Raw genomic sequence first — 24,452 nt, forward strand, 5'->3', positions numbered from 1 at the left:
GCCGCGGCAAGCCGGGTCAAGGACAAATCCCGAGCGGAAACACGGAAGCAAGAAAATGCCGAGGAATGGCGCCAGGCCGCAATATTCGTGCGCAGCGATGGCAGCTTCATCGATGGGTGCATCAGCAAAAATGATGGAATGGAATGTTGGAATGGCTGCCTGCCGCATGCGATGATGGGTGGAACAGCGGATGAGCAGCAAGGAAAACGCCGATGAAAGCCATGTTCTACGAAGCCTTCGAACAGGCGCCCGAAATCCGTACCCTGCCCGATCCGACACCGACAGAGGACGGTGTCGTCATATCCGTCGGCGCCAGCGGGCTCTGCCGCAGCGACTGGCACGGCTGGATGGGGCACGATCCCGACATTCGCCTGCCACATGTGCCGGGACACGAGCTTGCCGGGCGGATCGTCGCCACCGGCCGCGGCGTGATGCGCTTCAAGGTGGGCGATCGGGTGACTGTGCCCTTCGTTTCCGGCTGCGGCCATTGCGGAGAGTGCCATTCCGGCAACCAGCAGGTCTGCCCGAACCAGTTCCAGCCGGGTTTCACCCATTGGGGCTCGTTTGCCGAATTTGTGGCGATCGATTATGCCGATACCAATCTGGTGCACCTGCCCGATACGATCGACGATGCGACGGCGGCGAGCCTCGGCTGCCGCTTCGCCACCTCGTTTCGCGCCGTCGCCGACCAGGCGCGCACCGGGCCCGGCGAATGGATCGCCGTGCATGGCTGCGGCGGTGTCGGCCTGTCGGCGATCATGATTGCCACCGCGCTGGGAGCGAATGCGATCGGCATCGATATTTCGGAAGAGAAACTCGCCTTTGCGCGGGAGTGCGGGGCGGTGGCGACGGTCAATGCCTCCGGCGTCGCCGACGTTGCCGAGGCGGTGCGCGAGATCACCAAGGGCGGCGCGCATGTCTCGATCGACGCGCTCGGCCATCCCGTCACCTGCTTCAACTCGATCAAGAACCTGCGTAGGCGCGGGCGGCACGTGCAGGTGGGACTGATGCTCGGCGAGCATGCGACGCCGTCGATTCCGATGGCGCAGGTGATCGGCCACGAGCTGGAAATCTACGGCAGCCACGGCATGCAGGCCTGGCGCTACGATGCCATGCTGTCGATGCTTTCGGCCGGAAAGATCGCGCCGCAGAAGCTGATCGGACGCCGCATCAGTCTCGAGGAGGCCGTGCCGGCGCTGATTGCGCTCGACAAGGCTGAGGCCACGGGGATCAGCGTGATTACCCGGTTTTCATGAGGGAGCTCCACCCTCCCCTCCTGTGGCGAGCAAAGGTGAGGGAGCAAGGCGCTGCAACAGGTCTCCTCTCCCCAGCGGGGAGAAGAGGGAGCCAGGACCTTATTGAGCCAGCCCGATCGAGGCGAGATACGCAGCAGACGCCGGGATCTTCGACTTGTCCTTGATCTCGATGATGAGGCGCGGATTGCTTTCGAGCTTGGCAAGGGCCGCGAAGACCGCATGCCAGCGGATCGTGCCTTCGCCGAGGCTCCAGTGGCGGTCGGCATATCCGTCGGCATCCTGCAGGTGGACATGCTGGAGGCTATTGCCGGCGGCCTTGACGTAATAATCGACCGGCGGAGCACCGGTATAGCCATGGGCAAAATGGGCGTGGCCGGTGTCGATCGAGACGGCGACGGCGGGCGAGTTGAAGCTCTCGGCAAGCGCCACGCGAATGTGCGGATCCTTGTCCTCGATGTTCTCGATGACCATGGTGCAGCCGATATCCTCGGCGCGCCTGACGGCGTCGCGCAGGGTCATGTGCGTGCGCTCGAGCAAGGCTTCGCGGGCGCCGGCATTGTCATCGAGATTGTTGTAGGACCAGGACGTATAAGGGCTGTGGATGACCATATGGGTCGCGCCGATGGCGGCGCAGACATCGAGGCCCTGCAGCAGGCGCCGGGAGACGATGGCGCGGATATCGGGATCTTCCGAGGCGATGGTGAAGCCCCAGAACGGGCCGTGAATGCCGAGGCGGCCGCCATGACCGTCGAGAAGCCGCCTGGTGCGGGCGGCAAGCGGCGCCCAGTCGCCGTTCAGAACCTCGGCATCGATGAAGCTCTGCAATTCGAGATCGCGGGACTTTTCGAAGAGCCAATCACGGTGAAGTTCGACTTCATCGAGCGTCATGGCGGCGCCGACGACGGGAAGAGAGGACATGGATGCGCTCCATCAATGTGAATGATCAATGTGAATGCCGGGACGGCGTGGAAGGACGGCCCCAAGAACGGCCGCCGCGTTCTATGCGCCCCTTCTGTGTCGGCGGTATTACAGGCGCCGAGCCTTTCGAACTCCTCCGGCCTCAGTCATTTCCGCATAGCTGATGCGGCATTGGCGGGCCTTGCGGAAACGCCACGAAGTACCAATATCGGTCCCGACAGTCTCGTGACGCAGTGGCGCGCGAGCGGCGCTGAACCCTGGCAACGGAGCCGTTTGTTCATCGCTTCGGCTGATGTAGCGCGCTTCCTTGAAAGCGCTCGGCGATGTTACCCCCAACAACAGGGCGGGTTGTCAAAGGCGTTGCAAAGGTCTAACGGCTGCGCCCGCAAGAAAAAGCCCGTAAGAAAAAGAAAGAGACATGATGTCCAACTCATTTGTGAAAATGCCTGCGAGCAACGAGCCCAAGCGCTTTTTCGTCCTCGGCGACCGGGTCGAGCGGCGGCTTAGAATCAGCGGAACCTGGCTCAATCTCTTCGACGTCACCGTGCCATCAGGCAGCCGGACGCCGAAACATGCGCATGCGAGCCCCGAAGTGTTCCGCATCATCGAGGGACGCCTGACGATCTGGCGCCTAAGCGACAGCGGCCCCGAAGAGATCGAAGCCAGCGCCGGCGACATCGTCACCATCCCGCCCTTCATGGTGCACGGCTATTCCAACCGCGGAGCCGTCCCCGTGGTCTTTTCCGCGGTGGTCGACCGGGACATGGCCGAATTCATCGAAGCGGAAGGTACGACCGAGCCCCCAAAGGCCAGCCCTTCGACGGAGACCATCGCCCGCATGACGGCGGCCGCCAACGCCTACGGGATCACCATCCTCGCGGCTTAGCGGAGCATAGGCACCGCGGACGGAAGCGAGCGTCAACGACACCGGCTATGTTTGGGCGGTTGCCTAATCGGTCATCGGTCCGCCGGAGTGTCCGGTACATCGATAACCTTCATTTCGTTGCCATTCAGCACAATGGCAGTCGGCATGGAAAGACTTCGCCAGAACGCCAGCGGATTGACCCTGAGAACCCGAGCAGCGTAGATCGACATGGCAGTGCCATGTGTAACGATCATTAAGTCGCCGCTCGGTTGGGCTCTTCTCGCTCGGGCCACGGCTTGGTCCATTCTATTGAAAACCGCATCTGCGCTTTCGTCGCCAAACGTGAGTTGGTGAGGATGCTCCAACAGTCTGGTGATGCCTGCTTCAAAATCAGTTCGCGCAATATATCCTACCCTGGATCGGCCGTGTTCCCGCAAGTCGGGATCAAGACAAACGGGCAGAGCCAGACGATCAGCAATCAAGGCAGCGGTTTGATGCGCTTTCTTTTCAGGACTGCTGTGTATTTCCTTTACGCGGAAGCCGGAGAGGTATTTTGCCAGCTCGATCGCAGCTGCCTTACCAGCCGTACTTAGGCTCCAGTCGATAGACGGCGTATCCCCTTCAATGGAAGGGATACTGTGACGAACGAGAACGATCCGAGATTCCATGATTCCGATACAGGTTCGTCGTTGATTAGCGGGAGGTTGGTGTAATTACCTTCTCAGTCGGTCGACCAGTTCGTCAACAGCCGCTTCCACCGTTTTCGAAGCCGTATCGATGAGGATTGCATCGTGCCATTCGTCATAGGCTCTTTCGGAAATCTCTTGCCATGTCGGCTTCACCAGACCTTCGACGTCGGTGAGGCGCGTTTCAGCGCGCTTGCGGTGCTCGGCTTTATCCGAGCAAACGACCTCGACCTCCGCCGCCGCCACCCCAGCCGCTTGGGCGACCGAAAGCCACGCTGACCGGGTTATCCGGAGCGGGTTGACGGAATCGGCGATAACGGTCCTGCCGAGGGTCAGATTGTCTCCGGCGATACCGTAAGCCGCGATATAGCCGGCAGGCCCGGCATCATCGGCTATCCCGGAGGCACGGATTGCCTGCTCGATGGTATCGACGCGCACATGGACCGCATTCAACCGCTCAGCCAAAGCGCGGGCAATCGTCGTCTTTCCACTGCCAGGCAGACCGCCAAAGATAATGAGCATCGGGACCTCCGCGTTGATTGGAGAAGCTCCACAAGAACGTCAGAGCAGCTCGCGGCCAGCGCAATACTTCACTATTAAGGCCCGGTTCGCAATTCCTTAGTCAGCACCGGGTTTTCACCACCGGCTTCAACGACGGTCCACCCGAGCGCGCCGTAGAATCCCACGGCGTCTCGCGCCGCATTCACAAGCAATCTCTCGACCCCGTGTTGTGATGCGAATTTTTCGAGACCGGTCATGAGCATCCGACCGTACCCTTTTCCCTGGCATTCCGCCCTGATCGCGACGGTTCGCACACACGCCGCCGCATCGTCCATCAGATCGAGGCGAGCCGCACCGGCCGGCGCATTTTCAAGCAGAAGAAGCAAAGGGAAATGCCGATCCCTTCGATCATCGGGATGGTTCGCATCATAACCAATCAACCCGCGGGCCTCGAAAAGAACAGCACGGCGGATGTCGTGGTAGGCGTTCCAGTGTTCATCCGCAGACACCTGGACGACCATCCAGGCCTCTTTGCCCTCGTCATTCGGAAATATGGGCTCTTTCATCCGCGGCCTCGTCGATGCTGGTGGACAACCGGTCGGCAAAATCGGTGACTGCCTCACGGCTCGATAACTGAAACTTCGGACGGGAAAAGACCGAGAACAATCGCGCGTGCGTCTCGAAGGAATTCCAGTTGTTCGTTCTACTTCTGTATTCGGCCACCCAATTCAAAAGGCAATCGAACTGGGTTTGGGACTCGCCGCCCTGGATGCCTCGCTCCTGGATGTTGGCGCTGCATTCCTCCTCCGGCAGATCAATCCAGACCAGGATCGTCGTGCGGCTGAGGACCATGTTCGCCAGCTGCCCGTAAACGCCCTCCATGACCCAGACATCGCGCTCGGCCGCTGTCTTGACCATCTCATCCCGCAACGCTCTGTCGCGAGCGACGCCGTAGCGCCCCGGCTCCCAATGCATGTCGTCAAGGTGGACAACAGGATGGTGAAGCTGCTCACCGATACGACTGGCGAGCCATGTTTTGCCTGCGCCGCCATTGCCCATGATGAGCATGCGGTCAAAGGCGATTGGCGGATCGGGAAACGTCACCGGCAACTCCGAGGACTTTGCGCTGATGCTGGTTTGTGTGACCTTAGCGCGAGATATTGAATGCTTTCAAATCAAAATTGAGCGCGTCCTATCCTTGCAGCCCTGTCCGCTGGAGGAAAACAATGTCTGCCGCCGTCGAGGACGCGTGTGGAGTGTCTAGAACTCTTCCCAGTTGCCCTCGGTCGACGCCGGTGCGGCTGAGGTGCCGAAGGCGGCTGCGAGCTTGCCGCCGAGTGCACGCGCCGGTGACGGAGCGGGCCTGGCATGGTCGGTGGCCGAAGCGCGGACCGGTCTGCGCGCCGCAAGCGTCGCCGCGACCGGGCGCGCCAACGGCCTGGCAGTCGTCCTGGCGGCAGGAGCCGCGTTGGCCGCCTGGCCGAGATTGAACTGCGCCAGACGCTCCGAAAGGGCAGACACTTCCGTCACCAGCGTGTGCGAGGCGGCGTTCGATTCCTCGACCATTGCGGCGTTCTTCTGGGTCGACTGGTCCATCTGGTTGACCGCCGTGTTGATCTCCAGGAGACCCGTCGACTGTTCTCGGGCGGCATGGACGACCGCCTGGACATTGCTGTTGATCTGCTGGACTTCGGCAACGATCGCCTGCAGCGCCTTGCCGGTCTGGCCGACGAGATCGACGCCACGCTTGACTTGGTCGCCGGACGAGGTGATCAGCGCCTTGATCTCCTTGGCGGCCGTCGCCGAGCGTTGCGCCAGTTCACGCACTTCCTGTGCGACGACGGCGAAGCCCTTGCCGGCCTCCCCTGCGCGTGCTGCCTCAACGCCTGCATTGAGGGCCAGCAGGTTGGTCTGGAAGGCAATATCGTCGATCACGCCGATGATGTTGGAGATCGACTGCGAGGACTGCTCGATGCCGGTCATGGCGTCGACGGCATTGCGCACGACCTCTCCGGACTTTTCCGCACCTTCCTTGGTGCGGCTGACGAGCGCGCCCGCTTCCTCGGCGCGAAGGGTAGAGTCCTTGACCGAGGTGGTGATCTGCTCGAGCGCGGCGGCGGTCTCCTCGACGGAAGCGGCCTGCTGTTCGGTGCGGCGGGCGAGATCGTCGGCGCCCGAGCGGATTTCTTCCGAACCGGCCTGGATGACGGCGGCGTTTTCGGAGAAGGAAATCAGCGCTGCCTGGAGCTTTTCGACAGACGCATTGAAATCGACGCGGATTTCGTCAAGCGAATCGGAAAACGGCTTTTCCAGCCGGACGGTCATGTCTCCATTGGAAAGGCCGGCCAGTCCGTTGCCGAGTTCGCTCACCGCGAACTTGATCGAATCCTCACGGGCGGCATGATGGACGGAACGCTCCTGCCGTTCGATCTCTTCGCGGGACCGGGAGCTTTCCGCATCGGCCTCGAGCTTGATCTTCTGGCGATTGCTTTCCAGCAGGATGGCGAGGGAACGCGAGAGGTCGCCGATTTCGTCCTTGGCACGTCTGTCGCTCAATTGCACGTCGAGCTGGCCATGGGCGATGCGATCGGTCTCGGCGATCACGCCCTCAATGCGGCGGATGAATTTGCGGGCGATGAGCCAGCCTGAAAGACCGAGCAGGAGAGCAGCGATGGCGGTGATCGCAACGGCACTCCAGGCCATGTTGTTGAGCTGGGCAAAGACGGTGGATTTGGGCACCGAGACGACGGCGTACCAGTTCAGGTCAGTCGTCAGCTTTACCGGATAGGCGACCGAGAAATAGGTCTGGCCGTCCCGGCCTGCGATCTCCTGCGCGACGCCGGGCTTGGCGATCAACTGATCCCAGCCGGCTGTGAGATCACCGCCGTCCTTGATATTCTTGCCTGCGAACTCGGCGGAGGGATGGCTGATGATGCTGCCGGCGCCCGTCACCAGGCTGAGATAGCCGGTCTCCATCGGGTGGACTGCCGAGATCGCCTTGTTGGCGTCGGCGAGCGAAATATCCAAGCCGGCGACGCCGAGCGCCTTGCCCTCGACCATGATCGGCTTGGCGACCGAGGTCATCAGCACGTCCTTGCCGTCGACCGCGTAAACATAAGGTTCGATGACCACGGCCTTTTTCTGGGTAAAGGGCAGCTGGTAGTAATCGCCGGCGCCCGATACGGCATAGTCGACTAGCGGCGTGTGCTGAATCTTGTCGCCACTGCGCACCCAGTAGGGCACGTAACGACCGGTCGTGTCGTGGCCTTCCTTGCCGACGAAATCCTTGTCCTTGCCGTCAAAGGCATTCGGTTCCCAGCCGGTCCAAACACCGAGCGCCATCGGATTATCCTGCAGCATGTTCTTCAGCAGGTCGTCGGCAGCCGCACGATTGGCGTTTCCGCCATCCTTCATCGTCGACAGCGACGTTTCCAACGCATTGACGATGCCGAGCGCTACGCTCATGGATTTCTCGACGTTGAGCGCATTGGCAGCAGCGATCTGGAGCATCTCGTCGAGGCTCGATTTGCGCATATCGTTGTAGGCGATGTAAAAAAGAACGCCCGATGCCGCGATCGTCGCGATAACGCCGCAGGCCGCCACTGAAAAAATGTTGCGTCCGGTCGCCGATTTGAACTGCATGCGCTTAACCTCCTCGAGCGGGCAGGTCGTCGATCGCGCACCGATCTATTCCGTCCCGGCTTCCCCCTGACCGAGAACTGATTTCAAGACGTGCCTGCACGTCGCGGAAATCGTTCGCAATTTAGAGAAAGTACGGAGGGGCTGTTAATTTACGGTGTATTACGCCAGCTTTCCTTATGACTGGGCAGCTGTTTACGGCTTACCTGCGCCCTCCCCGCGACCTCCAGAGTCTTGAGTTCAAACACTTTTACTTGATGCTCTACGAATCGGTTGCTATGATTCGGTTCTGGGTGCCTCTCCGAACCTGCTGCCGGGTTGAAGGGCGATTTCTCCATTGAAGACGACCGTGTTCATAAAGGTCGATGCGTAATCGGCGGACTTCGACCAAGACAACGGATCGTCGGATGTTACACGCTACAATTAAGTTTGCTCCCTCCAATATCACTGCGCTGAAAACTGCATTGCGAAAGCAGTACGCCAATATCAGGTCATCGCATGCCGATGAAGCACTGGCTGCCTCGTTTGGATTCAGGTCATATGCAGCAATGCTCAGCGTCTTACGTCAAGTCAGTGGCTCGGCGCGATTGATGGTCCAGACGGATCCTGGTCTACTCCTGCTTCGCCTCGAGCAATTGGGATATAGCGGGCTCAGTCTACAGACCTTGCGGCGGTTAACTTGGGAAGTGCCCTACCCCGATCGCTGGCAAGATGACGAACTGGAACAATCTCTCAAGGGACGCTTTGCACCCGTTGCGGCGAACTCGGAATGAAGAGGATATTCCGGCGGTGTTCGATACCGCGCTCCTGCGAAAGCTTTCTCGACCAGGACCGCCGTTGGCGAAACTGTCACATCAAGACGCTATAAGGATTTTCGCCCGGCGCCTCTTGCGTCGGCACTGTTTCACCGTCAAAATTGCGACATGCCTGACAGCGACCCATCCAGTACAAGCTCCGCCCCTTCCAACCGGGATCTCCCGGCCGAGGAAGCAGGCGACCATTGTAAACGGTGCGACGACCTCCGCCTCGCCTCAGGCCTATCAGGGCTCCCGCAGAGAGGGCCGCTTCCCATTGTCAATGGCGGGTGGCCGCAGCCTGCCGGTTTTACCGATGGCCCTGACTTTCACTTCAGAGGAGCGGCCTGATGGAACCTGAACTGATGTCAACACGATAATGGAAAGACGACAGGCGATGCGTATATGCGTATAAGAGCGTCCCTTCGAATGCCTCGCCGCTTCGCCTGACGAATGCGGCATTACAACCTCAACGAATAGGGTCCCTGTGTTTCTGGAAATTGGAATTGTGGCGTTTCTCACCATCCTGAATGGTGTGCTCGCCATGTCTGAGCTGGCCGTTGTGTCTTCTCGAACAGCCCGCCTGAAGGTTCTCTCCGACAATGGAAGCAAGGGTGCAGCTCAAGCGATCAAACTTGCCGAAAACCCCGGTCGTTTCCTCTCTACCGTCCAGATCGGCATCACGCTGGTCGGCGTGCTATCCGGCGCTTTCTCGGGGGCCACGCTCGGCGGCCGTTTGAGCGGATGGCTGGAAGCCCAGGGGATGTCATCGACGGCCGCTGATACCATTGGCGTAGGTTCGGTCGTTGTGGCAATCACCTATCTTTCGCTGATCATCGGCGAACTTGTTCCAAAGCAGATCGCATTGCGGGAACCCGAAGCGGTTGCGGCCAAGGTCGCACCAGCCATGTCGATCCTTTCAAAAATCGCGCTGCCACTCGTGTGGCTTCTAAACGCCTCCGGAAATCTTGTGCTGAAGCTCCTGGGCCAGGCAGGAAAAGGTGGCGACAATGTCTCTGACGCAGAGATCAAAACTGTTCTGGCCGAGGCGCAGTCGGCTGGAGTGATCGAAAGCGAAGAGTCCGCGATGATATCGGGTGTCATGCGGCTGGCTGACCGCACCGCCCGAGCGCTTATGACGCCCCGACGCGACGTCGAAATTATCGATATTGACGACAGCCTTGATGAAATTCGGACCCAGTTGCACAGGACGAAGCGGTCGCGGTTGCCGGTTCGAAAAGGCAGTTCGGACGAGGTGATCGGCATCCTTCCGGTCAAGGACTTCTACGACTCGATGTCCGAACACGGCACTGTCGACATCAAGGCGCTGACGCAAGATGTCCCGGTGGTTTCAGATCTTTCAACTGCCATCAATGTGATTGAAGCCATCAGGAAATCGCCCGTTCACATGGTGCTGGTTTTCGACGAGTACGGCCATTTCGAGGGGATTGTCTCGTCGGGTGACATTTTGGAAGCAATCATGGGGGCTCTCCAGGAGGGACCTGTCGATGAACAGGCCATCGCTCGTCGAGACGACGGCTCTTATCTCGTGTCGGGCTGGACGCCGATTGACGAATTCGCTGAATTCTTAAACCTCAGGCTCGATGACGATCTGGAATATCAGACTGTGGCCGGCCTGGTGTTGGAGGAGCTGAAACATCTGCCCGAATTGGGGGAGAGCTTCACGAGAGGTGGATGGCGCTTCGAGGTCATCGATCTCGACGGGAGGCGCGTCGACAAAATACTTGTGTCTGAAGATCGAGGGTGACGGCTTGGCCCGTGTCGTCAAGCTCGACGGCAGCAACATCGACACGATGCGCATGGAAGACGTGGCCCGACACCAGGAGGTACCGCCATGGCATGGTCCGCCAGCCAATATGTGAAATTCGAGGACGAGCGCACGCGACCGTCGCGTGACCTTCTGGCACAGGTGCCGCTGCAAAACATTCGTCATGCCATCGATCTCGGCTGCGGCCCGGGCAATTCGACCGAGCTGATCATCGAGCGCTATGGGGCGGACGGCGTCTCCGGCGTCGACAGCGACATGAACATGCTGGAGGCGGCGCGCAAACGGCTGCCGGGCACAGCCTTCGTCGAGGCTGATCTCGCCAGCTGGCACCCGGCTGAACCCGCCGACCTGCTCTTTGCCAATGCCGTCTTCCAATGGCTGCCCGATCATCTCGATATCTTCGACCGGCTGATGGACGGGCTTTCCGAAGGCGGCGTGCTGGCCGTGCAGATGCCCGACAATCTCGGCGAACCCTCGCATCTGGCGATGGAGGAGACTGCCCATGCCGGCCCGTGGAAATCCGCCTTCGAGGCCAAGAGCGTGCGCCGCAAGCCGCTGCCGCCGCCGTCCACCTATTACTCCAGGCTGATCGCCAAAGCTTCGCGCGTCGATATCTGGCACACGGTCTACAATCACCCGATGGCGGATGCGGCGGCGATCGTCGAATGGGTGAAGGGAACCGGACTGATGCCCTATCTCGCCCATGCCGGCGAAGAGCATCGCGAGGCATTCCTGGCGGATTATCGGGAGCGGTTGGAAAAGGCCTATCCCAAGATGTCGGACGGGCGGGTGCTGCTCAGGTTTCCGAGGATCTTCATGGTGGCGGTGAAAGGGTAGTCGTCCGCCCCGACCAAGGTGACGCGAGGGTCGGCCACTCCGCATGGTGTCAAATGCCTGTTATCCCTCGCCTGCATATGTTGCGACACAGCCGGCGCGCGGTATAGTCGGCCGCAAATTCCACGGAGATGACACATGGACGCTGCCCCTACCCCGCCGGTCACTCTCGTCATCTTCGGCGCCACGGGAGACCTGACGCGCCGCCTGCTGGTGCCGGCGATCATCAATCTGACGCGCAGCCGGCTGGTCGGCGAGGATCTCCACATTCTCGGCATCGGCATCGAACCGGGTGACGACGAATTCCTGCGTGGGCGGCTCGACCAATTCCTCAACCATCTGAGCGGCGAAGCGCCGACGGTGAAGGACGAAGCCTGGGAAAGCCTGCGCCGGCGCATTTCCTACACGTCCGGGGATTTTACCAAGGACGATATTTTCGTCGAGATCGGCAAGCGGCTGGGGCCGCATGCCAATGCCGCCTTCTATCTCGCGGTGCCGCCATCCTTTTTCGGCACGATCGTCGAGAAGCTCGCCGCCCATGGGCTAACCAATGAAAGCGACGGCGTCTTCCGCCGCGTCGCCATCGAGAAGCCGTTCGGCACCAATCTCGCCTCGGCGCAGGCGCTCAATGCACAGATCCTCGCGCAGGTCGGGGAAGGCCAAGTCTACCGGCTCGACCATTTCCTCGGCAAGGAAACCGTGCAGAACCTGATGACGGCGCGTTTCGCCAATATGATGATCGAGTCCTTGTGGAACAGCCGCTACATCGACCATGTGCAGATCACCGCCGCCGAGATCGTCGATGTCGGCAGCCGCGGCAAATTCTATGATGCAACCGGCGCATTGCGCGACATGGTGCCGAACCATCTCTTCCAGCTGCTGGCGATGATCGCCATGGAACCGCCGAACAGTTTCGATGCCGAAGCGATCCGCAACGAGAAGAGCAAGGTGCTGAAGGCGCTGCGCATTTATACGCCTGAGGAGGCCAAGACGCATGGCGTGCGCGGCGCCTATGGCGCGGGGCCCCTCAACGGTGCTGAGCTTCCGGCCTATCGTGACACCAAGGACGTCTCGCCCGACAGCAGGACCGAGACCTTCGTGGCGCTGAAGCTCTATGCCGATACCTGGCGCTGGGCCGGCGTGCCCTTTTATCTCAGGACCGGTAAGGCGCTGACGGCGCGCGACACCGAGATCGTCATCACCTTCCAGCCGGTTCCCTTCGCGCAGTTTCGCGAGACCGACGTCAAGCGGCGCCTGCCGCCGAACCGGCTGGTGATCCAGGTGCAGCCCGACGAGGGCATGAGCATGGAAATCTCGATCAAATCGCCGGGGCTTTCCGTCGACACCGTGCCGGTCTCGCTCGATTTCCGCTATGCCGACAAATTCGATATTGCCAAGACGACCGGCTATGAATCACTGCTCTATGATCTCTTCATCGGCGACCAGACGCTGTTCCAGCGCGCCGACGGCATCGAGGCCGGATGGGCGGCGGTGCAACCCTTCCTCGATATCTGGGCTAGGGATCAAAGCGTGCCAGACGCTTACGCGCCGGGCAGCATGGGACCGGCCTCAGCCGACGAACTGATCCAGCGCGACAGGCGGCAGTGGCATGAACTCGGCGTGATACTACACAAGGACGACAAATAGCCGGTCCTGCCTTCCAATCCTGGACTACCCCGTCAGCGGCAGGCGTCGCTTAGCGTACCGTCGCGCTCGGCCGCGCGGTACTGACGCGTCCCGGGGCGCGGGCATGTGGGCCGATCCGGCGGAATGACGACGTTGATATCACCGGTTTCGACAGAATCGAACGGAATCACGAGTCCGCCGCTGGATTCCGCCCCCGGCACCGTGCCGGGCGGCATACCGCCGAAGCGGCCGCTATAGTCCATATCAGCAAGCGCCTGGGAGAAGGCCGGCGTGGCGAATCCGAGGAGAATGATCGAGGCTGCTGCAAGAAACATACGCATGATGCTATTCCCTATGGTTTCAGCGATGCGACAGAAACAGCACGACGACCTCATTGTTCCCCGGAAGCGGGGGCCGACGATCAAAGTTTGGCGATCGGAATATGGCGCCTCAGAGCGGGCGATCTCCAGCTCAATCGCGCCAGCGCGACAGCAGCCTGTCGAGACTTGTCGGATAGAGATCGATGCCGGCGTCCTGCAGCCTGTCGCGGCCGAACCAGCGCGCCGTCGCCGCCGTCTCGTCGAGTTCGGAATAGCGGATCTCGTCGCGCCCGTAGAGCGATGCATCGGCCAGTTCGATGTCGGCGGCGAAGATATATTCGTGACCGATCGCGCCATGATGTTCGAAGATGTTTTCAAGCAGATGCCAGGGGCCGACGATGCGGATCGCCGTCTCGAGTTCCTCTCTGAATTCGCGGTGCAAGGCTTCTTCACGGCTCTCGCCGAATTCGATCGCGCCGCCAAGCGGGCGAACGCCCTTGATGCGACCGCTGTCGTCCTCCACTTCGGCAGCAAGCAGCTGGTCTTTCCGCCAGGCGAGGCCGATCACCTTCACCCTGATCTGCTGCGATGGGCGCCAGACGGTCATCTGCTCTCCTTCGATAGGGGCAGCGCTTGCTTTTCACCCCGGTGTGGCGAGAACAGCGAGCCCCGCAACAAAGCGAGGCTCCTGCCGATTTCTCGTCTCAGACGAACTGGCTGAGGCCCGGGACGGAAGCGACGACCTCGTCGACGACCTCTTCGCCGGCATATTGCTTGGCGATCGCGATGGTTTCCTTGGCAAGCGAGGTGATCTCGCCCATGCCGAGGCCTTCGCCCATCAGCTGCTGGCCGAGCCCCATGATGCCGCCGCCGCCGAGCGAGTTCATCAGCCCGCCGAGCAGACCGCCGCCGCCGGCCCCTGCGCCGTTGAACTGGGCGACAAGATCGGCGCCGCCGGGGATCGCTTCGATCATCTTGGCAACCGGGCCATCGGCGGCCTCGCGCTGCAGGAAGCCGAGCATCATGCCGAGCGCCTTTTCGGCCAGATCAGGCGCAATACCCACGCGATCGGCGATCTGGGTCACAATTTCATTCATCGTCAGCCTCCTGTTTTTTTACGTTAACGTCAACGTTAATCGAGATTCGACCGCAACTCAAGCCGGCCCCTCCCCGGGCCGCACTTTGTCCGGTTTTGCTTTCAATGCAAACAGTTGTCCGCATGCGCATGCCTGCTTATAACAGGGAAACGATGGTTCGATGAAGGCGGCAGAAGCACGCCTTCTCATAAATGGCGGCACAGCCCAAGGGAGCATTCCGAATGATCGAGGAAGGCAAGATTTTCATCGGCGCGAGCCGCAATCCCGATGACAGCATCAACAAGCCGGAATATCTCGACCTGAAATTTGGCAACCGCCACGGCCTCGTCACCGGCGCAACCGGCACCGGCAAGACGGTGACGCTGCAGGTACTGGCCGAGGGTTTCTCGCGGGCCGGCGTTCCGGTGTTTGCGGCCGATATCAAGGGCGACCTGTCCGGCATCGCCGCCAAGGGCGAGCCCAAGGACTTCCTGACGAAGCGCGCCGAGCAGATCGGCTTTACCGACTACGAATTCGACCAGTTTCCGGTGATCTTCTGGGATCTGTTCGGCGAGAAGGGCCACCGGGTGCGCACCACCATCGCCGAGATGGGACCGCTGCTGCTCGCCCGCCTGATGGATGCCTCCGAACCGCAGGAAGGCGTCATCAACATCGCCTTCAAGATCGCCGACCAGGGCGGGCTGCCGTTGCTCGACCTCAAGGATTTCAGCTCGCTGCTCAACTATATGGGCGAGAACGCCAGCCAACTTTCCAACCAGTACGGGCTGATCTCCAAGGCTTCGGTCGGCTCGATCCAGCGGGCGCTGCTCGTTCTCGAACAGCAGGGTGCGGAGCACTTCTTCGGCGAACCGGCGCTGAAGATCACCGACATCATGCGCACCAGCAATAATGGCTACGGCCAGATTTCGGTGCTGGCCGCCGACAAGCTGATGATGAACCCGCGGCTTTATGCCACTTTCCTGCTCTGGCTGCTCTCCGAGCTCTTCGAGGAGTTGCCCGAGGTGGGCGATCCCGAAAAGCCGAAACTCGTCTTCTTCTTCGACGAGGCGCACCTGCTCTTCAACGACGCGCCAAGGGTGCTGACCGAACGCGTCGAGCAGGTGGTGCGGCTGATCCGCTCCAAGGGCGTCGGCGTCTATTTCGTGACGCAGAACCCGCTCGACGTGCCGGAAACGGTGCTCGCCCAGCTCGGCAACCGGGCGCAGCATGCGCTTCGCGCCTATTCGCCGCGCGAGCAGAAAGCGGTGAGGACGGCGGCCGATACATTCCGTGCCAATCCGGCCTTCGATTGCGCCACCGTCATCACCAATCTCGGCACCGGCGAGGCACTGGTCTCGACGCTTGAGGCCAAGGGCGCGCCTTCGATCGTCGAGCGCACACTGATCCGCCCACCATCCGGCCGCGTCGGCCCGGTGACGGATGCCGAGCGCCGGCAGATCATGGACAAGAGCCCAGTTCTTGGCATCTATGACGAGGATGTCGACCGCGAATCCGCCTTCGAGCTGCTGGCGGCGCGGGCAAAGAAGGCGGCCGATGCCGAGGCCGCCAAGCGAGCGCAGGAAGAAGCGGCAGAGCAGCAGCCGGGCACCACCTCCGGCTGGACCCTTCCCGGCTTCGGCGGCAGCAATGACGACAGCCAGGGTCGCGGCCAGTCGCGCGGCCGGGCGTCCGGCTATCAGCGCGAAACGGTGGTGGAAGCGGCGATGAAAAGCGTTGCGCGCACGGTGGCGACGCAGGTCGGCCGGGCGCTGGTGCGCGGGATCTTGGGGAGCTTGAAGCGGTGAGCCTGGGTCTCTTCTTCCCTGGGTCCGAAGGACGATGCCCGCAGGCAGATGAAGGGTAAGAAGCATCATCGAGAACGCCTCGAGCGACCAGTGAAAGGCAGCAACGCGGTGTTCTGTCCCTCATTCGAGCTGCTTGGGTTGAGCCACGTCTCTCAATCCAGCTTGTTTGATCTCGATCTTGATTTTATATCTTTAAATATATATTTCTTGGGCAGCCGATGACATATAAGGTTCAATTCCATCCCGACTTCGTCCCTGAATGGAAAGAACTGGAGATGGGGTTGAAAGAACTGGTTGGCGAAGTGTTCGACCACCTTGAAGATGATGGCCCGTTCTTAGGGCGCCCTGAGGTCGATACGCTTTCAGGTTCCGATTATGCGAATATGAAGGAAATCAGAGTCAAATTTGGCAAACAGGTCTGGCGTTTTGCTTTCGCCTTCGATCCCGCTCAAAGTGCCATCATCCTTTGCGGAGGAGACAAGCAAGGCATGAATAAAGCGCTCTTTTACAAACAACTGATCAACAAAGCTGACGCGCGGTTCGGTGCGTGGCTGAAGGAGAAGAAAAATGAGCACTGAATGGAAGACGTTACGCGACGAACTTCCAGAAGATGTTCGTGCTCGGCTCGACATGAAACGTCAGGAGCGTCGTCTGGGCAAAGCCTTGGCGGAAGTGCGCAAAGCGATGCATGCAACACAGCAAGAGGTCGCTACGCGTGCGGCCATGACGCAGAACACTGTTTCCAAAATCGAAAGCGCCGACGATGTCCTCCTATCGTCCATCGTGCGGTACATGCATTCTCTTGGAGGCGGAGTCGAGCTTGTCTTGAAAACGCCTGACGGAAAAGCGAGGCGCGTTGATTTTGATCCTGAGATCTACGTGAAGCAGATCGTGTAACTGCAGAGCACTCGAATACGGCAGCCCCGCGCTCCGTGCGCGGAACATTCGGCAGCCTGAAGCGACAATCCGCCGACTGCAAGCAGAAGAAGGGCGGCAAGATCGCTGTCTGCCGCCCGATTGGCTGCCTCGCCTTGAACCTGATGCCTTTATTCCCTAAATTACCAGCCATCGACCATTTCAACAGGATGTGTGCCGCAATGGATTTCAACCCGATCGCAACGCCAGTTCGCCTTGCCAACGGGGACATCCATATTCATGCCCGCATCCATCACTCTCTCGCAAATTTCATGGTCCGCTCCTGACGGGCGGCCGCTTTTTTCCAATCTCGACCTGAGTTTCGGGGCCGAGCGGACCGGTCTCGTCGGGCGCAACGGCGTCGGCAAGACGACGCTGCTCAAACTCGTCTCCGGTGATATCCAACCGCATTCCGGGACGGTATCCGTCGGCGGCAGCCTCGGCGTGCTGCGGCAGAACGTTCAGGTGACGCCTGAGGAAACGATCGCCGATCTCTTCGGCGTGACCGATGCGCTCGCTATTCTTCGCCGCGCCGAAGGTGGCGAGGCAACGGCCGACGAGCTTGCATCGGCGGACTGGATGCTGGAGGCGCGCATCGCCGCAGCGCTCAATCGGACGGGGCTCGACGCACCGCCGGAGACGCCGCTTGCCGTGCTCTCCGGCGGGCAGCGCACCCGTGCCGGGCTTGCCGCGCTTGTTTTCACTGAACCGGATTTCCTGTTGCTCGACGAACCCACAAACAATCTCGATCGCGAAGGCCGCGAGGCGGTGATCGCGCTGATATCAGGCTGGCGGGCCGGCGCCATCATCGTCAGCCATGACCGGGAACTGCTCGAAAGCGTCGATGCGATCGTCGAGCTGACGTCGCTCGGTGCCACGCGCTACGGCGGCAACTGGAGCCATTTCCGAGATCGCAAGGCGCTCGAGCTCGCCGCGGCACAGCATGATCTCACTGAAGCAGAAAAACGCATGGCCGAGGTGGCGAGGAAGGCGCAGGCGACGGTGGAGCGTCAGGCGCACAGGGACAGCACTGGGCGGAAGATCGCCGCCAAGGGCGGCATCCCGCGCATCATGCTCGGCGGCATGAAGGAACGGAGCGAAACGACGGGTGGCGACAATGCCCGGCTCGCCGACCGCCGGCGCGCCCAGGCGCTGGAAGAAGCAACGGCAGCGCGTGAGAAGATCGAGATCCTCCAGCCCTTGTCGGTCGCCCTGCCGCCGACCGGGCTGCCTGCCAGCAAGATCGTGCTGAAGATGGATGGCGTGACATCGGGCTACCAGCCTGATGATCCCGTTATCCGCGATCTCTCCTTCGATGTGACGGGACCCGAGCGTATCGCCGTCACCGGCCGCAACGGCTCGGGCAAGACGACCTTGCTGGCGCTCGTTACCGGCGCGCTGAAACCCTGGGCCGGCACGGTCAGCGTCATGACCGCTTTCTCGATGCTCGATCAGAAGGTGAGCCTGCTCGATCCGTCAGCCTCGATCCGCGACAATTTTCTCCGGATCAATCCGCAGGCCGATGAAAATACCTGCCGGGCCGCCCTTGCCCGCTTCATGTTCAGGGCCGATGCGGCGCTGCAGACCGTATCGACGCTGAGCGGCGGGCAATTGCTGCGGGCGGGCCTTGCCTGCGTCCTCGGCTCGGCACCGCCGCCGCTGTTGATCCTCGACGAGCCGACCAATCATCTCGACATCGGCTCGATCGCCGCGGTCGAGGCAGGACTGCGCGCTTATGACGGCGCGCTGCTGGTGGTCAGCCACGACGAGACATTCCTCAGGAGTATCGGGATAACGCGGCGGCTGGAGCTGCTTGGTGGCGAGCCGGCCGGATAAATCAGAAATTGGGTCGCAACTGCGCCAAAGACAGGCGGACGCATGCCGATTGTCGGCCAGCCATATACCGCCACTGGCATCGCCGATGCCGGCACCACGGCGGTTATTTCGAAAGAACGACTTCGGCCCAGGCTGCGAACTCTTCGAGGCGCTCGAGGGCGCGTAACGCGTCATCGCGCGTCTTCGCCCTCGAACCGTACTGCACTTCGTCCTTCTGTTCGAGAAGTGTCTTGAGATTCGCTTCCTGTCTGTTGGGCAGTTCGTTGCCCAGTGCGCCACGAAGGAGTTTGATGACCGCCTGATGATCTCCTTGGTTGATCTCGCCCTTAAACTTGGCGGTGACCGCGTCTGCATAGGCGATCGCACAGTTGATCACGGTGGATATCGAGGGGTTTCCAATGTCGCCGGGATCGGCGACCGCGTTGCTGTTGCGAGCATCCTTGAGAAAGCCACGAGCGACAGCGAGCCGTCCAGCAACATAGGTGCCGTCCTTTCTCTTCGTGGACCCGGTTCTAACCATCCGCGCGCTCCCTGACCCGTGCCGCAAGATCCTCTGGGCGTGCTCCCTGCAGGACGATGGCGTCTTCGAGCATCGAGTTCCACCAAGGATCCCTATCGCGGTCGAGGCGACTAACGTCATCGAGGTCCAAGCCGACGACCGAAGGAGTGAAGCCTAGCGACCTTGACGACTGCCGCAGATTCTCTCTCACCTTTTCGACAATTCCCGCAAGGACTTCCTGGCGGGCGACAAGGCCGATATCCAGATCGCTGCCGAGGTGATCCTCACCCCTTGCTACACTACCGTAGACAAAGAGACTCGAAAGATCCGGCGTCTGTTCTCCCGCGCTGAGACGTACGGCATCGAGCATCTTCTCGAACCTGACGGATTCGGCGCCGAACAGCGCCTTGATCTGCGGCGCCAGATAATAATCGTGATTGAACCTGTGCAGGCGACTGTGCCCCGAACCTTCGGTGACGATCGCACCACATTCCTCCAGGGAGATCAGACCCTGTCGCGTGCCGGTCTTCGAGAGCTTCGCTCGCCGTGTGATGTCCGAACTGGAAAGCGGTCCGCCATGGGCAGCGAGGACACGCAGGACGCGAACGTTGGAATCGACCCCGAACACGGTGTCGAGCGGCGCCCGCATTGCACTCTGAGGTTCTGATCGTGCCACATCTTTCTCCAGACGGATATCAAATCAGTTGATCCGATATCCGATCAAATAATTTAATATCAAATTGTTTGATCCGATATTAAACCACTATAGGGCTAGGGGCAATCGTCTGGATCGCCCTCAGAACTACCGGCATCGGCGCGGCGCTGGGAATATCGGTGACTGCGAGCTCCCTTGCCTCTTTTTGCGGGCAATGTTATTGGAATCTCGCAAGCTTTTGAGAAAGGAGGATCACGCAATGCAATATTATTTCCGGTTTAATCGCCAGCGTGGTCCCGTCAACGCCCTGCAAATGCGTTTGCAGGGCTGACCAGAGACCGTTTCTCGACATCTCTTCCTGGTCTGCCCTTCGTGGCCAATGCGGCGCCGTAGATGACAGCGCGCATTCCTCTCATTCCCGGGTCCGAACCGCGAAATTCCGTGATGGCTGAACGCCCCGGACCGCGCTTGATACCCGGTCAAGACCAGAGAACGATCATGACACTCATCAATATCCGCAATCTCGGCGTGACGCTGGGCAATCCCTTGTTTTTCAAGCTTAATCTCGTCGTCAATGCCGGCGACCGCATTGGCCTCGTCGCCGCCAACGGGCGGGGGAAATCGACGCTGATTGCCTGCATCACCGGCGCGCTGGAGCCGAGCGAGGGCGAGATCACCAAAGCGCGCGGGCTGACCGTCGGCCATGTCGCGCAGAATGTGCCACCTGCCCTTTTCGACACGCCGTTCTACGATGCGGTGCTGCAGGCGTTGCCGGCCGATCAGGCCGAAAGCGAAAGCTGGCGGGTCGACGTGGTGCTGGAATCGCTCGAAGTGCCGGAGGTCATGCGCGGCCGGCCATTGAAGCAGTTGAGCGGCGGATGGCAGCGGCTTGCCATGCTTGCCCGCACCTGGGTTGGCGAGCCCGACGTGCTTCTGCTCGACGAGCCGACCAACCATCTCGACCTCGAAAAGATCTCGCAGCTGGAGAGCTGGCTGAATGCGCTGCCGCGCGACGTGCCGGTTATCCTGTCCAGCCACGACCGCGCCTTCCTCGATGCGACGACCAACCGGACACTGTTCCTGCGGCCGGAGCAATCGCCGGTCTTCGCCCTGCCCTATAGCCGGGCGCGCGCCGCCCTCGACGAGGCCGACGCCTCGGAGGCGCGGCGCTACGAACGCGACATGAAGGTGGCGGAGCAACTGCGCAAGCAGGCGGCGAAGCTCAACAATATCGGTATCAATTCCGGCAGCGATCTGCTCGTCGTCAAGACGAAGCAGCTCAAGCAGCGGGCGGAGAAGCTGGAGGATGCGGCAAAACCGGCGCATCTGGAGCGCTCGGCCGGCGCCATCCGGCTTTCCAACCGCGGCACACATGCCAAGGTGCTGGTGACGCTGGAGGATGCGGCGGTGACGACGCCGGATGGAACGCTACTGTTCAAGACCGGCCGGCAATTCATCTGCCAGGGCGACCGCATCGTGCTGCTCGGCCTCAACGGCGCCGGCAAGTCACGGCTGGTGTCGATGCTGAAAGAGGCGATCGAAAGACCGGAGACGGCGCGGGACAGCATCAAGGCGACGCCTTCGCTCGTTCTCGGCTATGGCGACCAGGCGCTTGCCGATCTTGCCGATACCGACACGCCGATCGGCACGATTATCCGCCGCTTCGATGTCGGCGATCAGCGGGCGCGGGCTTTGCTCGCCGGCGCCGGCATGACGATCGACATGCAGGTAAAACCGATCGGCCAGCTCTCCGGCGGCCAGAAGGCCAGGCTCGGCATGCTGGTGCTGCGGCTGGCGGAGCCGAACTTCTACCTCCTCGACGAGCCTACCAACCACCTCGATATCGACGGACAGGAGGCGCTGGAGAGGGAGTTGATGGCGCATGAGGCGAGCTGCCTGCTGGTCTCGCATGACCGCAGTTTCGTGCGGGCGGTGGGAAACCGGTTCTGGCTGATCGAGAAGAAGCGGCTGGTGGAGGTAGAGAGCCCGGAAGGGTTCTTTGCTTCGGTTGCGGGGTGATGGATGGTGAGGATGTGGCGTGGGGCCGCTGCCCCTTACCCTAACTTACCCGGGTCGAGCCACTCGTCTCGACCCGTCGCGGACCCCCGCGGGGAGAGGCAACGTGCCCTGCGAGGGGTTGATGGGGAACGGAGAGGTTGCGACATATCCCCTTCGCCCCGTTTACGGGGAGAAGGTGGCGGCAGCCGGATGAGGGGCTCGCCTGCCGCACGCTGTCGCGTCAAACCCTATCGCTTCGGTGCGACCAGGCAGAAGAAGGCGCCTTGCGGGTCGGTGGCCTGGATGATCCAGCTGCCGCCGGGGACTTCCATCGGGCCGTGGACGACCTTGCCGCCGCCTGAGGTGACACGTTCGATCGCGGCATCGAGGGTCGGCACGATGAAATAATAGCACCAGAAGGGCATCGGCATGTTTTCCGGCTTGGTCATCATGCCGCCGGTCTGCCTGCCGTTATGGGCGAAGATGTAGTAGACGCCCATCGGGCCCATGTCCATTTCGCTGTCCTTCGTCCAGCCGAACAGCTTGGAATAGAAGGCCAGCGCCTCTTTGCCATTGCCGGCATAGAGTTCGCGCCAGCCGATATTGCCGGGTGCGTCGAAGGCCAGTTCCGGCATGGGCTTCTCCATCGGCGCCGGCGTCATGATGCAGAGCACCGCGCCATGCGGATCGGCGACGACGGCGAAGCGGCCGATGGTCGGGATGTCTTCCGGCGGACGGCGGACCGAACCGCCATTGGCGGCGAAATCCTTGGCCGACTGGTCGACGTCGTCGACATCGACATAACCCGTCCAGTTCGGCGGAATGCCCTTGCCTTCGAGTTCGGCCGGAAATTCCATCAGGCCGGCGACGCCGATGCCGTTCGCCTCGAAGATCGTGTAGGTGGGCATGCCCTCCATTTTCATCTCGGAGGTGGTCCAGCCGACGACCGAGCTATAGAATTTCGCCGCAGCCGATGTGTCGGGGGTCATCAATTCGCACCAGATGAACTTTCCATGCGTCTTGGACATCATACTCTCCCTTTTTCGACGCCGCTTTTCCTAGGCCCCGTTTTCGGGGTTTGGGGCGCGCCGTGATTGTCAGATCTTGCGGGCGTAATGCGCTTCCATGAACTGCTTCCACGAGCCATCAGGCTGCTTGACGCTGGAGACGAAGGTGCGGTGATCTGCGTCGACGAAGGTGATCTGCTCGCGATAATCGGCAAGGCCTTCGGTGTTGAAGTCGGGACCTGTCGTATAGAGGTCAAGCACATTGCCCGACGCGTCGACCTCGCCCTCATAGACCCACATATAGTCCATCATGCTGCCGATCCAGCTGCCGATGTACTTGGCTTTCGAAGCATTGTAGCCGAGCGTCAGGATGCTGGTCGCCTCCTTACCATCAGGCATACGGCCGGTCCCTTCGGCGACGAACCAGATGCCATGCAGCGAGCGCACGGTCTCTGTCCAGGGCTCGCCGCCAGTCATGTCGGGTGCGGTGACCGTCCAGTCGCCGACCAGTCTTTCCAGGAAGGAATGTTCCTTCAGCACTTCAGCGGTCTTCATCATCCTCTTCTCCCTTGAATGATGGTGGTGTTAGTTTTTCCGCATCCTGTGAAAGTCACTTCGAGGCTTTCCCGGCAAAGCCGCTTACACTTTTCGGCATGATGCTCCGGCTCAGTGACAGCAGGATGGCGCCTTGGCGGCCTCCTCATATTCGTCGTGGCGGCGCACGAAATTCATCGTGCTGTCCTCGTTGCGGCCCTTCGGCGCGCGGTCGAGGATCATCAGGGTGCCGATCAGTTCTTCCGGCCCGCGGGCATAACTCGAATAGGTATGGAAGACCTCGCCCTTGTCGTTGCGGTAGAAAGCGCTGAGGCCCGGCAGTTCGTCATTGGCGTCAGCCGGCTGCATAGGCGTGAAATTATAGAAGACCTTGTCTTTGGCAAGATCCTCCGGGCTGAAAGAAACGTGATAATCGAAATTGAAATCGCTGCCGAAGGAAGAGACCCAGGGAAATTTCCAGCCCATGCGCTGTTTATAGGCGGCGATCTTATCGAGCGGTGCGCGCGAAACGGCGACCCAGGTGACGTCGTGATGGTTCAGATGCGGCAGGGCGCCATCGACATGATCGGACAGGAAGGAGCAGCCGGTGCAGCCGGCCTCCCAATCCGGGCCAAGCATGAAATGATAAATCAGCAACTGGCTGCGGCCGTCGAAGAGATCGGCGAGCGACTTCCTGCCCTCCGGCGTTTCGAAGACATAATCCTTGTCGACCTTCACCCAGGGCAGCGCCAGACGGGCGGCGTTGACGCTGTCGCGCAGCCGCGTCGCCTCCTTCTCCTTTGCCAGCAAGGCACGGCGGGCTTCAAGCCACTCTTCGCGGGAAACAACCTCGTTCTGCATGGAATGCGCCCTCCTCCGGCGCTTACCGGTGAAGCCGG

The 24,452-nt window shown here is 61.0% G+C and carries 26 protein-coding genes; 12 read left to right on the forward strand and 14 right to left on the reverse strand.

Annotated features, from left to right (window positions below; translation table 11 throughout):
- The first annotated feature begins 212 nt into the window (after positions 1-212).
- Positions 213-1,256, forward strand: coding sequence for a zinc-dependent alcohol dehydrogenase family protein (locus tag GFM02_RS25430; RefSeq protein ID WP_168323141.1), 1,044 nt, complete (start codon positions 213-215; stop codon positions 1,254-1,256).
- A 99-nt stretch (positions 1,257-1,355) separates the two neighbouring features.
- Here the strand turns inward: GFM02_RS25430 and GFM02_RS25435 are convergent, their stop codons facing one another.
- Positions 1,356-2,174, reverse strand: a complete 819-nt coding sequence (locus GFM02_RS25435) for a sugar phosphate isomerase/epimerase family protein (protein WP_168272691.1) — start codon at positions 2,172-2,174, stop codon at positions 1,356-1,358.
- A 418-nt stretch (positions 2,175-2,592) separates the two neighbouring features.
- Between GFM02_RS25435 and GFM02_RS25440 the strand changes: the two genes are divergently transcribed.
- Positions 2,593-3,060, forward strand: a complete 468-nt coding sequence (locus GFM02_RS25440; protein WP_168272692.1) for a cupin domain-containing protein — start codon at positions 2,593-2,595, stop codon at positions 3,058-3,060.
- A 71-nt stretch (positions 3,061-3,131) separates the two neighbouring features.
- Here the strand turns inward: GFM02_RS25440 and GFM02_RS25445 are convergent, their stop codons facing one another.
- The 5 genes from GFM02_RS25445 to GFM02_RS25465 all read right to left on the reverse strand — a co-directional run bounded on the left by GFM02_RS25445 (position 3,132) and on the right by GFM02_RS25465 (position 7,868).
- Positions 3,132-3,707, reverse strand: coding sequence for a histidine phosphatase family protein (locus tag GFM02_RS25445; protein ID WP_168272693.1), 576 nt, complete (start codon positions 3,705-3,707; stop codon positions 3,132-3,134).
- 45 nt (positions 3,708-3,752) lie between these two features.
- The gene (locus tag GFM02_RS25450; protein ID WP_168323142.1) at positions 3,753-4,247 is read right to left on the reverse strand and encodes an AAA family ATPase; all 495 of its coding nucleotides are present in this window, start codon (positions 4,245-4,247) and stop codon (positions 3,753-3,755) included.
- A gap of 74 nt (positions 4,248-4,321) precedes the next feature.
- Positions 4,322-4,792: a GNAT family N-acetyltransferase gene (locus tag GFM02_RS25455; protein WP_168323143.1), complete on the reverse strand. Its 471-nt coding sequence runs from the start codon at positions 4,790-4,792 to the stop codon at positions 4,322-4,324.
- On the reverse strand, positions 4,767-5,330 hold the full coding sequence (locus tag GFM02_RS25460; protein ID WP_168323144.1) for an AAA family ATPase: 564 nt from the start codon (positions 5,328-5,330) through the stop codon (positions 4,767-4,769). The genes GFM02_RS25455 and GFM02_RS25460 overlap by 26 nt, the downstream gene beginning before the upstream one ends.
- 156 nt (positions 5,331-5,486) lie before the next feature.
- Complete coding sequence (locus tag GFM02_RS25465; protein WP_168323145.1) at positions 5,487-7,868, reverse strand: methyl-accepting chemotaxis protein; 2,382 nt, start codon at positions 7,866-7,868, stop codon at positions 5,487-5,489.
- 404 nt (positions 7,869-8,272) lie between these two features.
- Here GFM02_RS25465 and GFM02_RS25470 point away from each other — a divergent pair, with 404 nt between their 5' ends.
- From GFM02_RS25470 to zwf, 4 genes are all read left to right on the forward strand, one after another.
- A complete protein-coding gene (locus GFM02_RS25470) occupies positions 8,273-8,638 on the forward strand; it encodes a hypothetical protein (RefSeq protein ID WP_020049120.1) in 366 nt (121 codons plus the stop codon).
- Between the two features lie 508 nt (positions 8,639-9,146).
- A complete protein-coding gene (locus tag GFM02_RS25475) occupies positions 9,147-10,427 on the forward strand; it encodes a CNNM domain-containing protein (RefSeq protein ID WP_168323146.1) in 1,281 nt (426 codons plus the stop codon).
- An 87-nt stretch (positions 10,428-10,514) separates the two neighbouring features.
- A complete protein-coding gene (gene tam, locus GFM02_RS25480; RefSeq protein WP_168323147.1) occupies positions 10,515-11,285 on the forward strand; it encodes a trans-aconitate 2-methyltransferase in 771 nt (256 codons plus the stop codon).
- A gap of 135 nt (positions 11,286-11,420) precedes the next feature.
- Entirely contained in the window at positions 11,421-12,929 is a 1,509-nt protein-coding gene (zwf, locus tag GFM02_RS25485) for a glucose-6-phosphate dehydrogenase (protein WP_168323148.1), read from the forward strand.
- A gap of 32 nt (positions 12,930-12,961) precedes the next feature.
- Here zwf and GFM02_RS25490 read toward each other — a convergent pair whose 3' ends face one another.
- The 3 genes from GFM02_RS25490 to GFM02_RS25500 form a co-directional block, all read right to left on the reverse strand.
- Entirely contained in the window at positions 12,962-13,303 is a 342-nt protein-coding gene (locus tag GFM02_RS25490; RefSeq protein ID WP_168323161.1) for a hypothetical protein, read from the reverse strand.
- Positions 13,304-13,379: 76 nt separating this feature from the next.
- Complete coding sequence (locus tag GFM02_RS25495; RefSeq protein ID WP_168323149.1) at positions 13,380-13,835, reverse strand: NUDIX hydrolase; 456 nt, start codon at positions 13,833-13,835, stop codon at positions 13,380-13,382.
- Between the two features lie 97 nt (positions 13,836-13,932).
- Entirely contained in the window at positions 13,933-14,325 is a 393-nt protein-coding gene (locus GFM02_RS25500; protein WP_097621527.1) for a hypothetical protein, read from the reverse strand.
- Positions 14,326-14,546: 221 nt separating this feature from the next.
- Between GFM02_RS25500 and GFM02_RS25505 the strand changes: the two genes are divergently transcribed.
- The 5 genes from GFM02_RS25505 to GFM02_RS25525 all read left to right on the forward strand — a co-directional run bounded on the left by GFM02_RS25505 (position 14,547) and on the right by GFM02_RS25525 (position 18,860).
- Positions 14,547-16,109, forward strand: a complete 1,563-nt coding sequence (locus GFM02_RS25505; protein ID WP_168323150.1) for a helicase HerA-like C-terminal domain-containing protein — start codon at positions 14,547-14,549, stop codon at positions 16,107-16,109.
- A gap of 218 nt (positions 16,110-16,327) precedes the next feature.
- Entirely contained in the window at positions 16,328-16,687 is a 360-nt protein-coding gene (locus tag GFM02_RS25510; RefSeq protein ID WP_026265072.1) for a type II toxin-antitoxin system RelE/ParE family toxin, read from the forward strand.
- Positions 16,677-17,006, forward strand: coding sequence for a helix-turn-helix domain-containing protein (locus GFM02_RS25515; RefSeq protein WP_168323151.1), 330 nt, complete (start codon positions 16,677-16,679; stop codon positions 17,004-17,006). The genes GFM02_RS25510 and GFM02_RS25515 overlap by 11 nt, the downstream gene beginning before the upstream one ends.
- Positions 17,007-17,041: 35 nt before the next feature.
- Entirely contained in the window at positions 17,042-17,311 is a 270-nt protein-coding gene (locus tag GFM02_RS25520; RefSeq protein ID WP_168323088.1) for a hypothetical protein, read from the forward strand.
- Entirely contained in the window at positions 17,265-18,860 is a 1,596-nt protein-coding gene (locus GFM02_RS25525) for an ABC-F family ATP-binding cassette domain-containing protein (RefSeq protein ID WP_168323152.1), read from the forward strand. Before GFM02_RS25520 ends, GFM02_RS25525 begins: the two co-directional genes overlap by 47 nt.
- Before the next feature lie 103 nt (positions 18,861-18,963).
- On the opposite strand, the gene GFM02_RS25530 is transcribed toward GFM02_RS25525, so the two are convergent.
- On the reverse strand, positions 18,964-19,380 hold the full coding sequence (locus GFM02_RS25530) for a hypothetical protein (protein WP_168323153.1): 417 nt from the start codon (positions 19,378-19,380) through the stop codon (positions 18,964-18,966).
- The gene (locus GFM02_RS25535) at positions 19,373-20,035 is read right to left on the reverse strand and encodes a helix-turn-helix domain-containing protein (protein ID WP_225524969.1); all 663 of its coding nucleotides are present in this window, start codon (positions 20,033-20,035) and stop codon (positions 19,373-19,375) included. Before GFM02_RS25535 ends, GFM02_RS25530 begins: the two co-directional genes overlap by 8 nt.
- A gap of 477 nt (positions 20,036-20,512) precedes the next feature.
- Between GFM02_RS25535 and GFM02_RS25540 the strand changes: the two genes are divergently transcribed.
- Entirely contained in the window at positions 20,513-22,033 is a 1,521-nt protein-coding gene (locus tag GFM02_RS25540; protein WP_168323154.1) for an ABC-F family ATP-binding cassette domain-containing protein, read from the forward strand.
- 227 nt (positions 22,034-22,260) lie between these two features.
- Here GFM02_RS25540 and GFM02_RS25545 read toward each other — a convergent pair whose 3' ends face one another.
- The 3 genes from GFM02_RS25545 to GFM02_RS25555 form a co-directional block, all read right to left on the reverse strand.
- Entirely contained in the window at positions 22,261-23,040 is a 780-nt protein-coding gene (locus GFM02_RS25545; RefSeq protein ID WP_168272706.1) for a VOC family protein, read from the reverse strand.
- A 69-nt stretch (positions 23,041-23,109) separates the two neighbouring features.
- Positions 23,110-23,577: a DUF1579 domain-containing protein gene (locus GFM02_RS25550; RefSeq protein ID WP_168306978.1), complete on the reverse strand. Its 468-nt coding sequence runs from the start codon at positions 23,575-23,577 to the stop codon at positions 23,110-23,112.
- A 108-nt stretch (positions 23,578-23,685) separates the two neighbouring features.
- Positions 23,686-24,414 (reverse strand): DUF899 domain-containing protein, encoded by a 729-nt coding sequence (locus GFM02_RS25555; RefSeq protein WP_168306979.1) that lies wholly within the window; start codon positions 24,412-24,414, stop codon positions 23,686-23,688.
- Positions 24,415-24,452: the final 38 nt, after the last annotated feature.

The sequence above is a fragment of the Rhizobium leguminosarum bv. viciae genome (assembly GCF_012276115.1).
Classification (GTDB): Bacteria; Pseudomonadota; Alphaproteobacteria; order Rhizobiales; family Rhizobiaceae; genus Rhizobium; species Rhizobium leguminosarum_T.

Bases quoted from the DNA above. Each gene is read 5' to 3' on its own strand.
- GFM02_RS25530 (WP_168323153.1), bottom strand. From the start codon at position 19,380: ATGGTTAGAACCGGGTCCACGAAGAGAAAGGACGGCACCTATGTTGCT.
- GFM02_RS25490 (WP_168323161.1), bottom strand. From the start codon at position 13,303: ATGAGGTCGTCGTGCTGTTTCTGTCGCATCGCTGAAACCATAGGGAAT.
- GFM02_RS25495 (WP_168323149.1), bottom strand. From the start codon at position 13,835: ATGACCGTCTGGCGCCCATCGCAGCAGATCAGGGTGAAGGTGATCGGC.
- GFM02_RS25550 (WP_168306978.1), bottom strand. From the start codon at position 23,577: ATGATGAAGACCGCTGAAGTGCTGAAGGAACATTCCTTCCTGGAAAGA.
- GFM02_RS25525 (WP_168323152.1), top strand. From the start codon at position 17,265: ATGCCCGCATCCATCACTCTCTCGCAAATTTCATGGTCCGCTCCTGAC.
- GFM02_RS25510 (WP_026265072.1), top strand. From the start codon at position 16,328: ATGACATATAAGGTTCAATTCCATCCCGACTTCGTCCCTGAATGGAAA.
- tam (WP_168323147.1), top strand. From the start codon at position 10,515: ATGGCATGGTCCGCCAGCCAATATGTGAAATTCGAGGACGAGCGCACG.
- GFM02_RS25465 (WP_168323145.1), bottom strand. From the start codon at position 7,868: ATGCAGTTCAAATCGGCGACCGGACGCAACATTTTTTCAGTGGCGGCC.
- GFM02_RS25435 (WP_168272691.1), bottom strand. From the start codon at position 2,174: ATGTCCTCTCTTCCCGTCGTCGGCGCCGCCATGACGCTCGATGAAGTC.
- GFM02_RS25505 (WP_168323150.1), top strand. From the start codon at position 14,547: ATGATCGAGGAAGGCAAGATTTTCATCGGCGCGAGCCGCAATCCCGAT.
- GFM02_RS25515 (WP_168323151.1), top strand. From the start codon at position 16,677: ATGAGCACTGAATGGAAGACGTTACGCGACGAACTTCCAGAAGATGTT.
- GFM02_RS25545 (WP_168272706.1), bottom strand. From the start codon at position 23,040: ATGTCCAAGACGCATGGAAAGTTCATCTGGTGCGAATTGATGACCCCC.
- GFM02_RS25450 (WP_168323142.1), bottom strand. From the start codon at position 4,247: ATGCTCATTATCTTTGGCGGTCTGCCTGGCAGTGGAAAGACGACGATT.
- GFM02_RS25500 (WP_097621527.1), bottom strand. From the start codon at position 14,325: ATGAATGAAATTGTGACCCAGATCGCCGATCGCGTGGGTATTGCGCCT.
- GFM02_RS25445 (WP_168272693.1), bottom strand. From the start codon at position 3,707: ATGGAATCTCGGATCGTTCTCGTTCGTCACAGTATCCCTTCCATTGAA.
- GFM02_RS25455 (WP_168323143.1), bottom strand. From the start codon at position 4,792: ATGAAAGAGCCCATATTTCCGAATGACGAGGGCAAAGAGGCCTGGATG.
- GFM02_RS25555 (WP_168306979.1), bottom strand. From the start codon at position 24,414: ATGCAGAACGAGGTTGTTTCCCGCGAAGAGTGGCTTGAAGCCCGCCGT.
- GFM02_RS25430 (WP_168323141.1), top strand. From the start codon at position 213: ATGAAAGCCATGTTCTACGAAGCCTTCGAACAGGCGCCCGAAATCCGT.
- GFM02_RS25440 (WP_168272692.1), top strand. From the start codon at position 2,593: ATGATGTCCAACTCATTTGTGAAAATGCCTGCGAGCAACGAGCCCAAG.
- GFM02_RS25470 (WP_020049120.1), top strand. From the start codon at position 8,273: ATGTTACACGCTACAATTAAGTTTGCTCCCTCCAATATCACTGCGCTG.
- GFM02_RS25540 (WP_168323154.1), top strand. From the start codon at position 20,513: ATGACACTCATCAATATCCGCAATCTCGGCGTGACGCTGGGCAATCCC.
- zwf (WP_168323148.1), top strand. From the start codon at position 11,421: ATGGACGCTGCCCCTACCCCGCCGGTCACTCTCGTCATCTTCGGCGCC.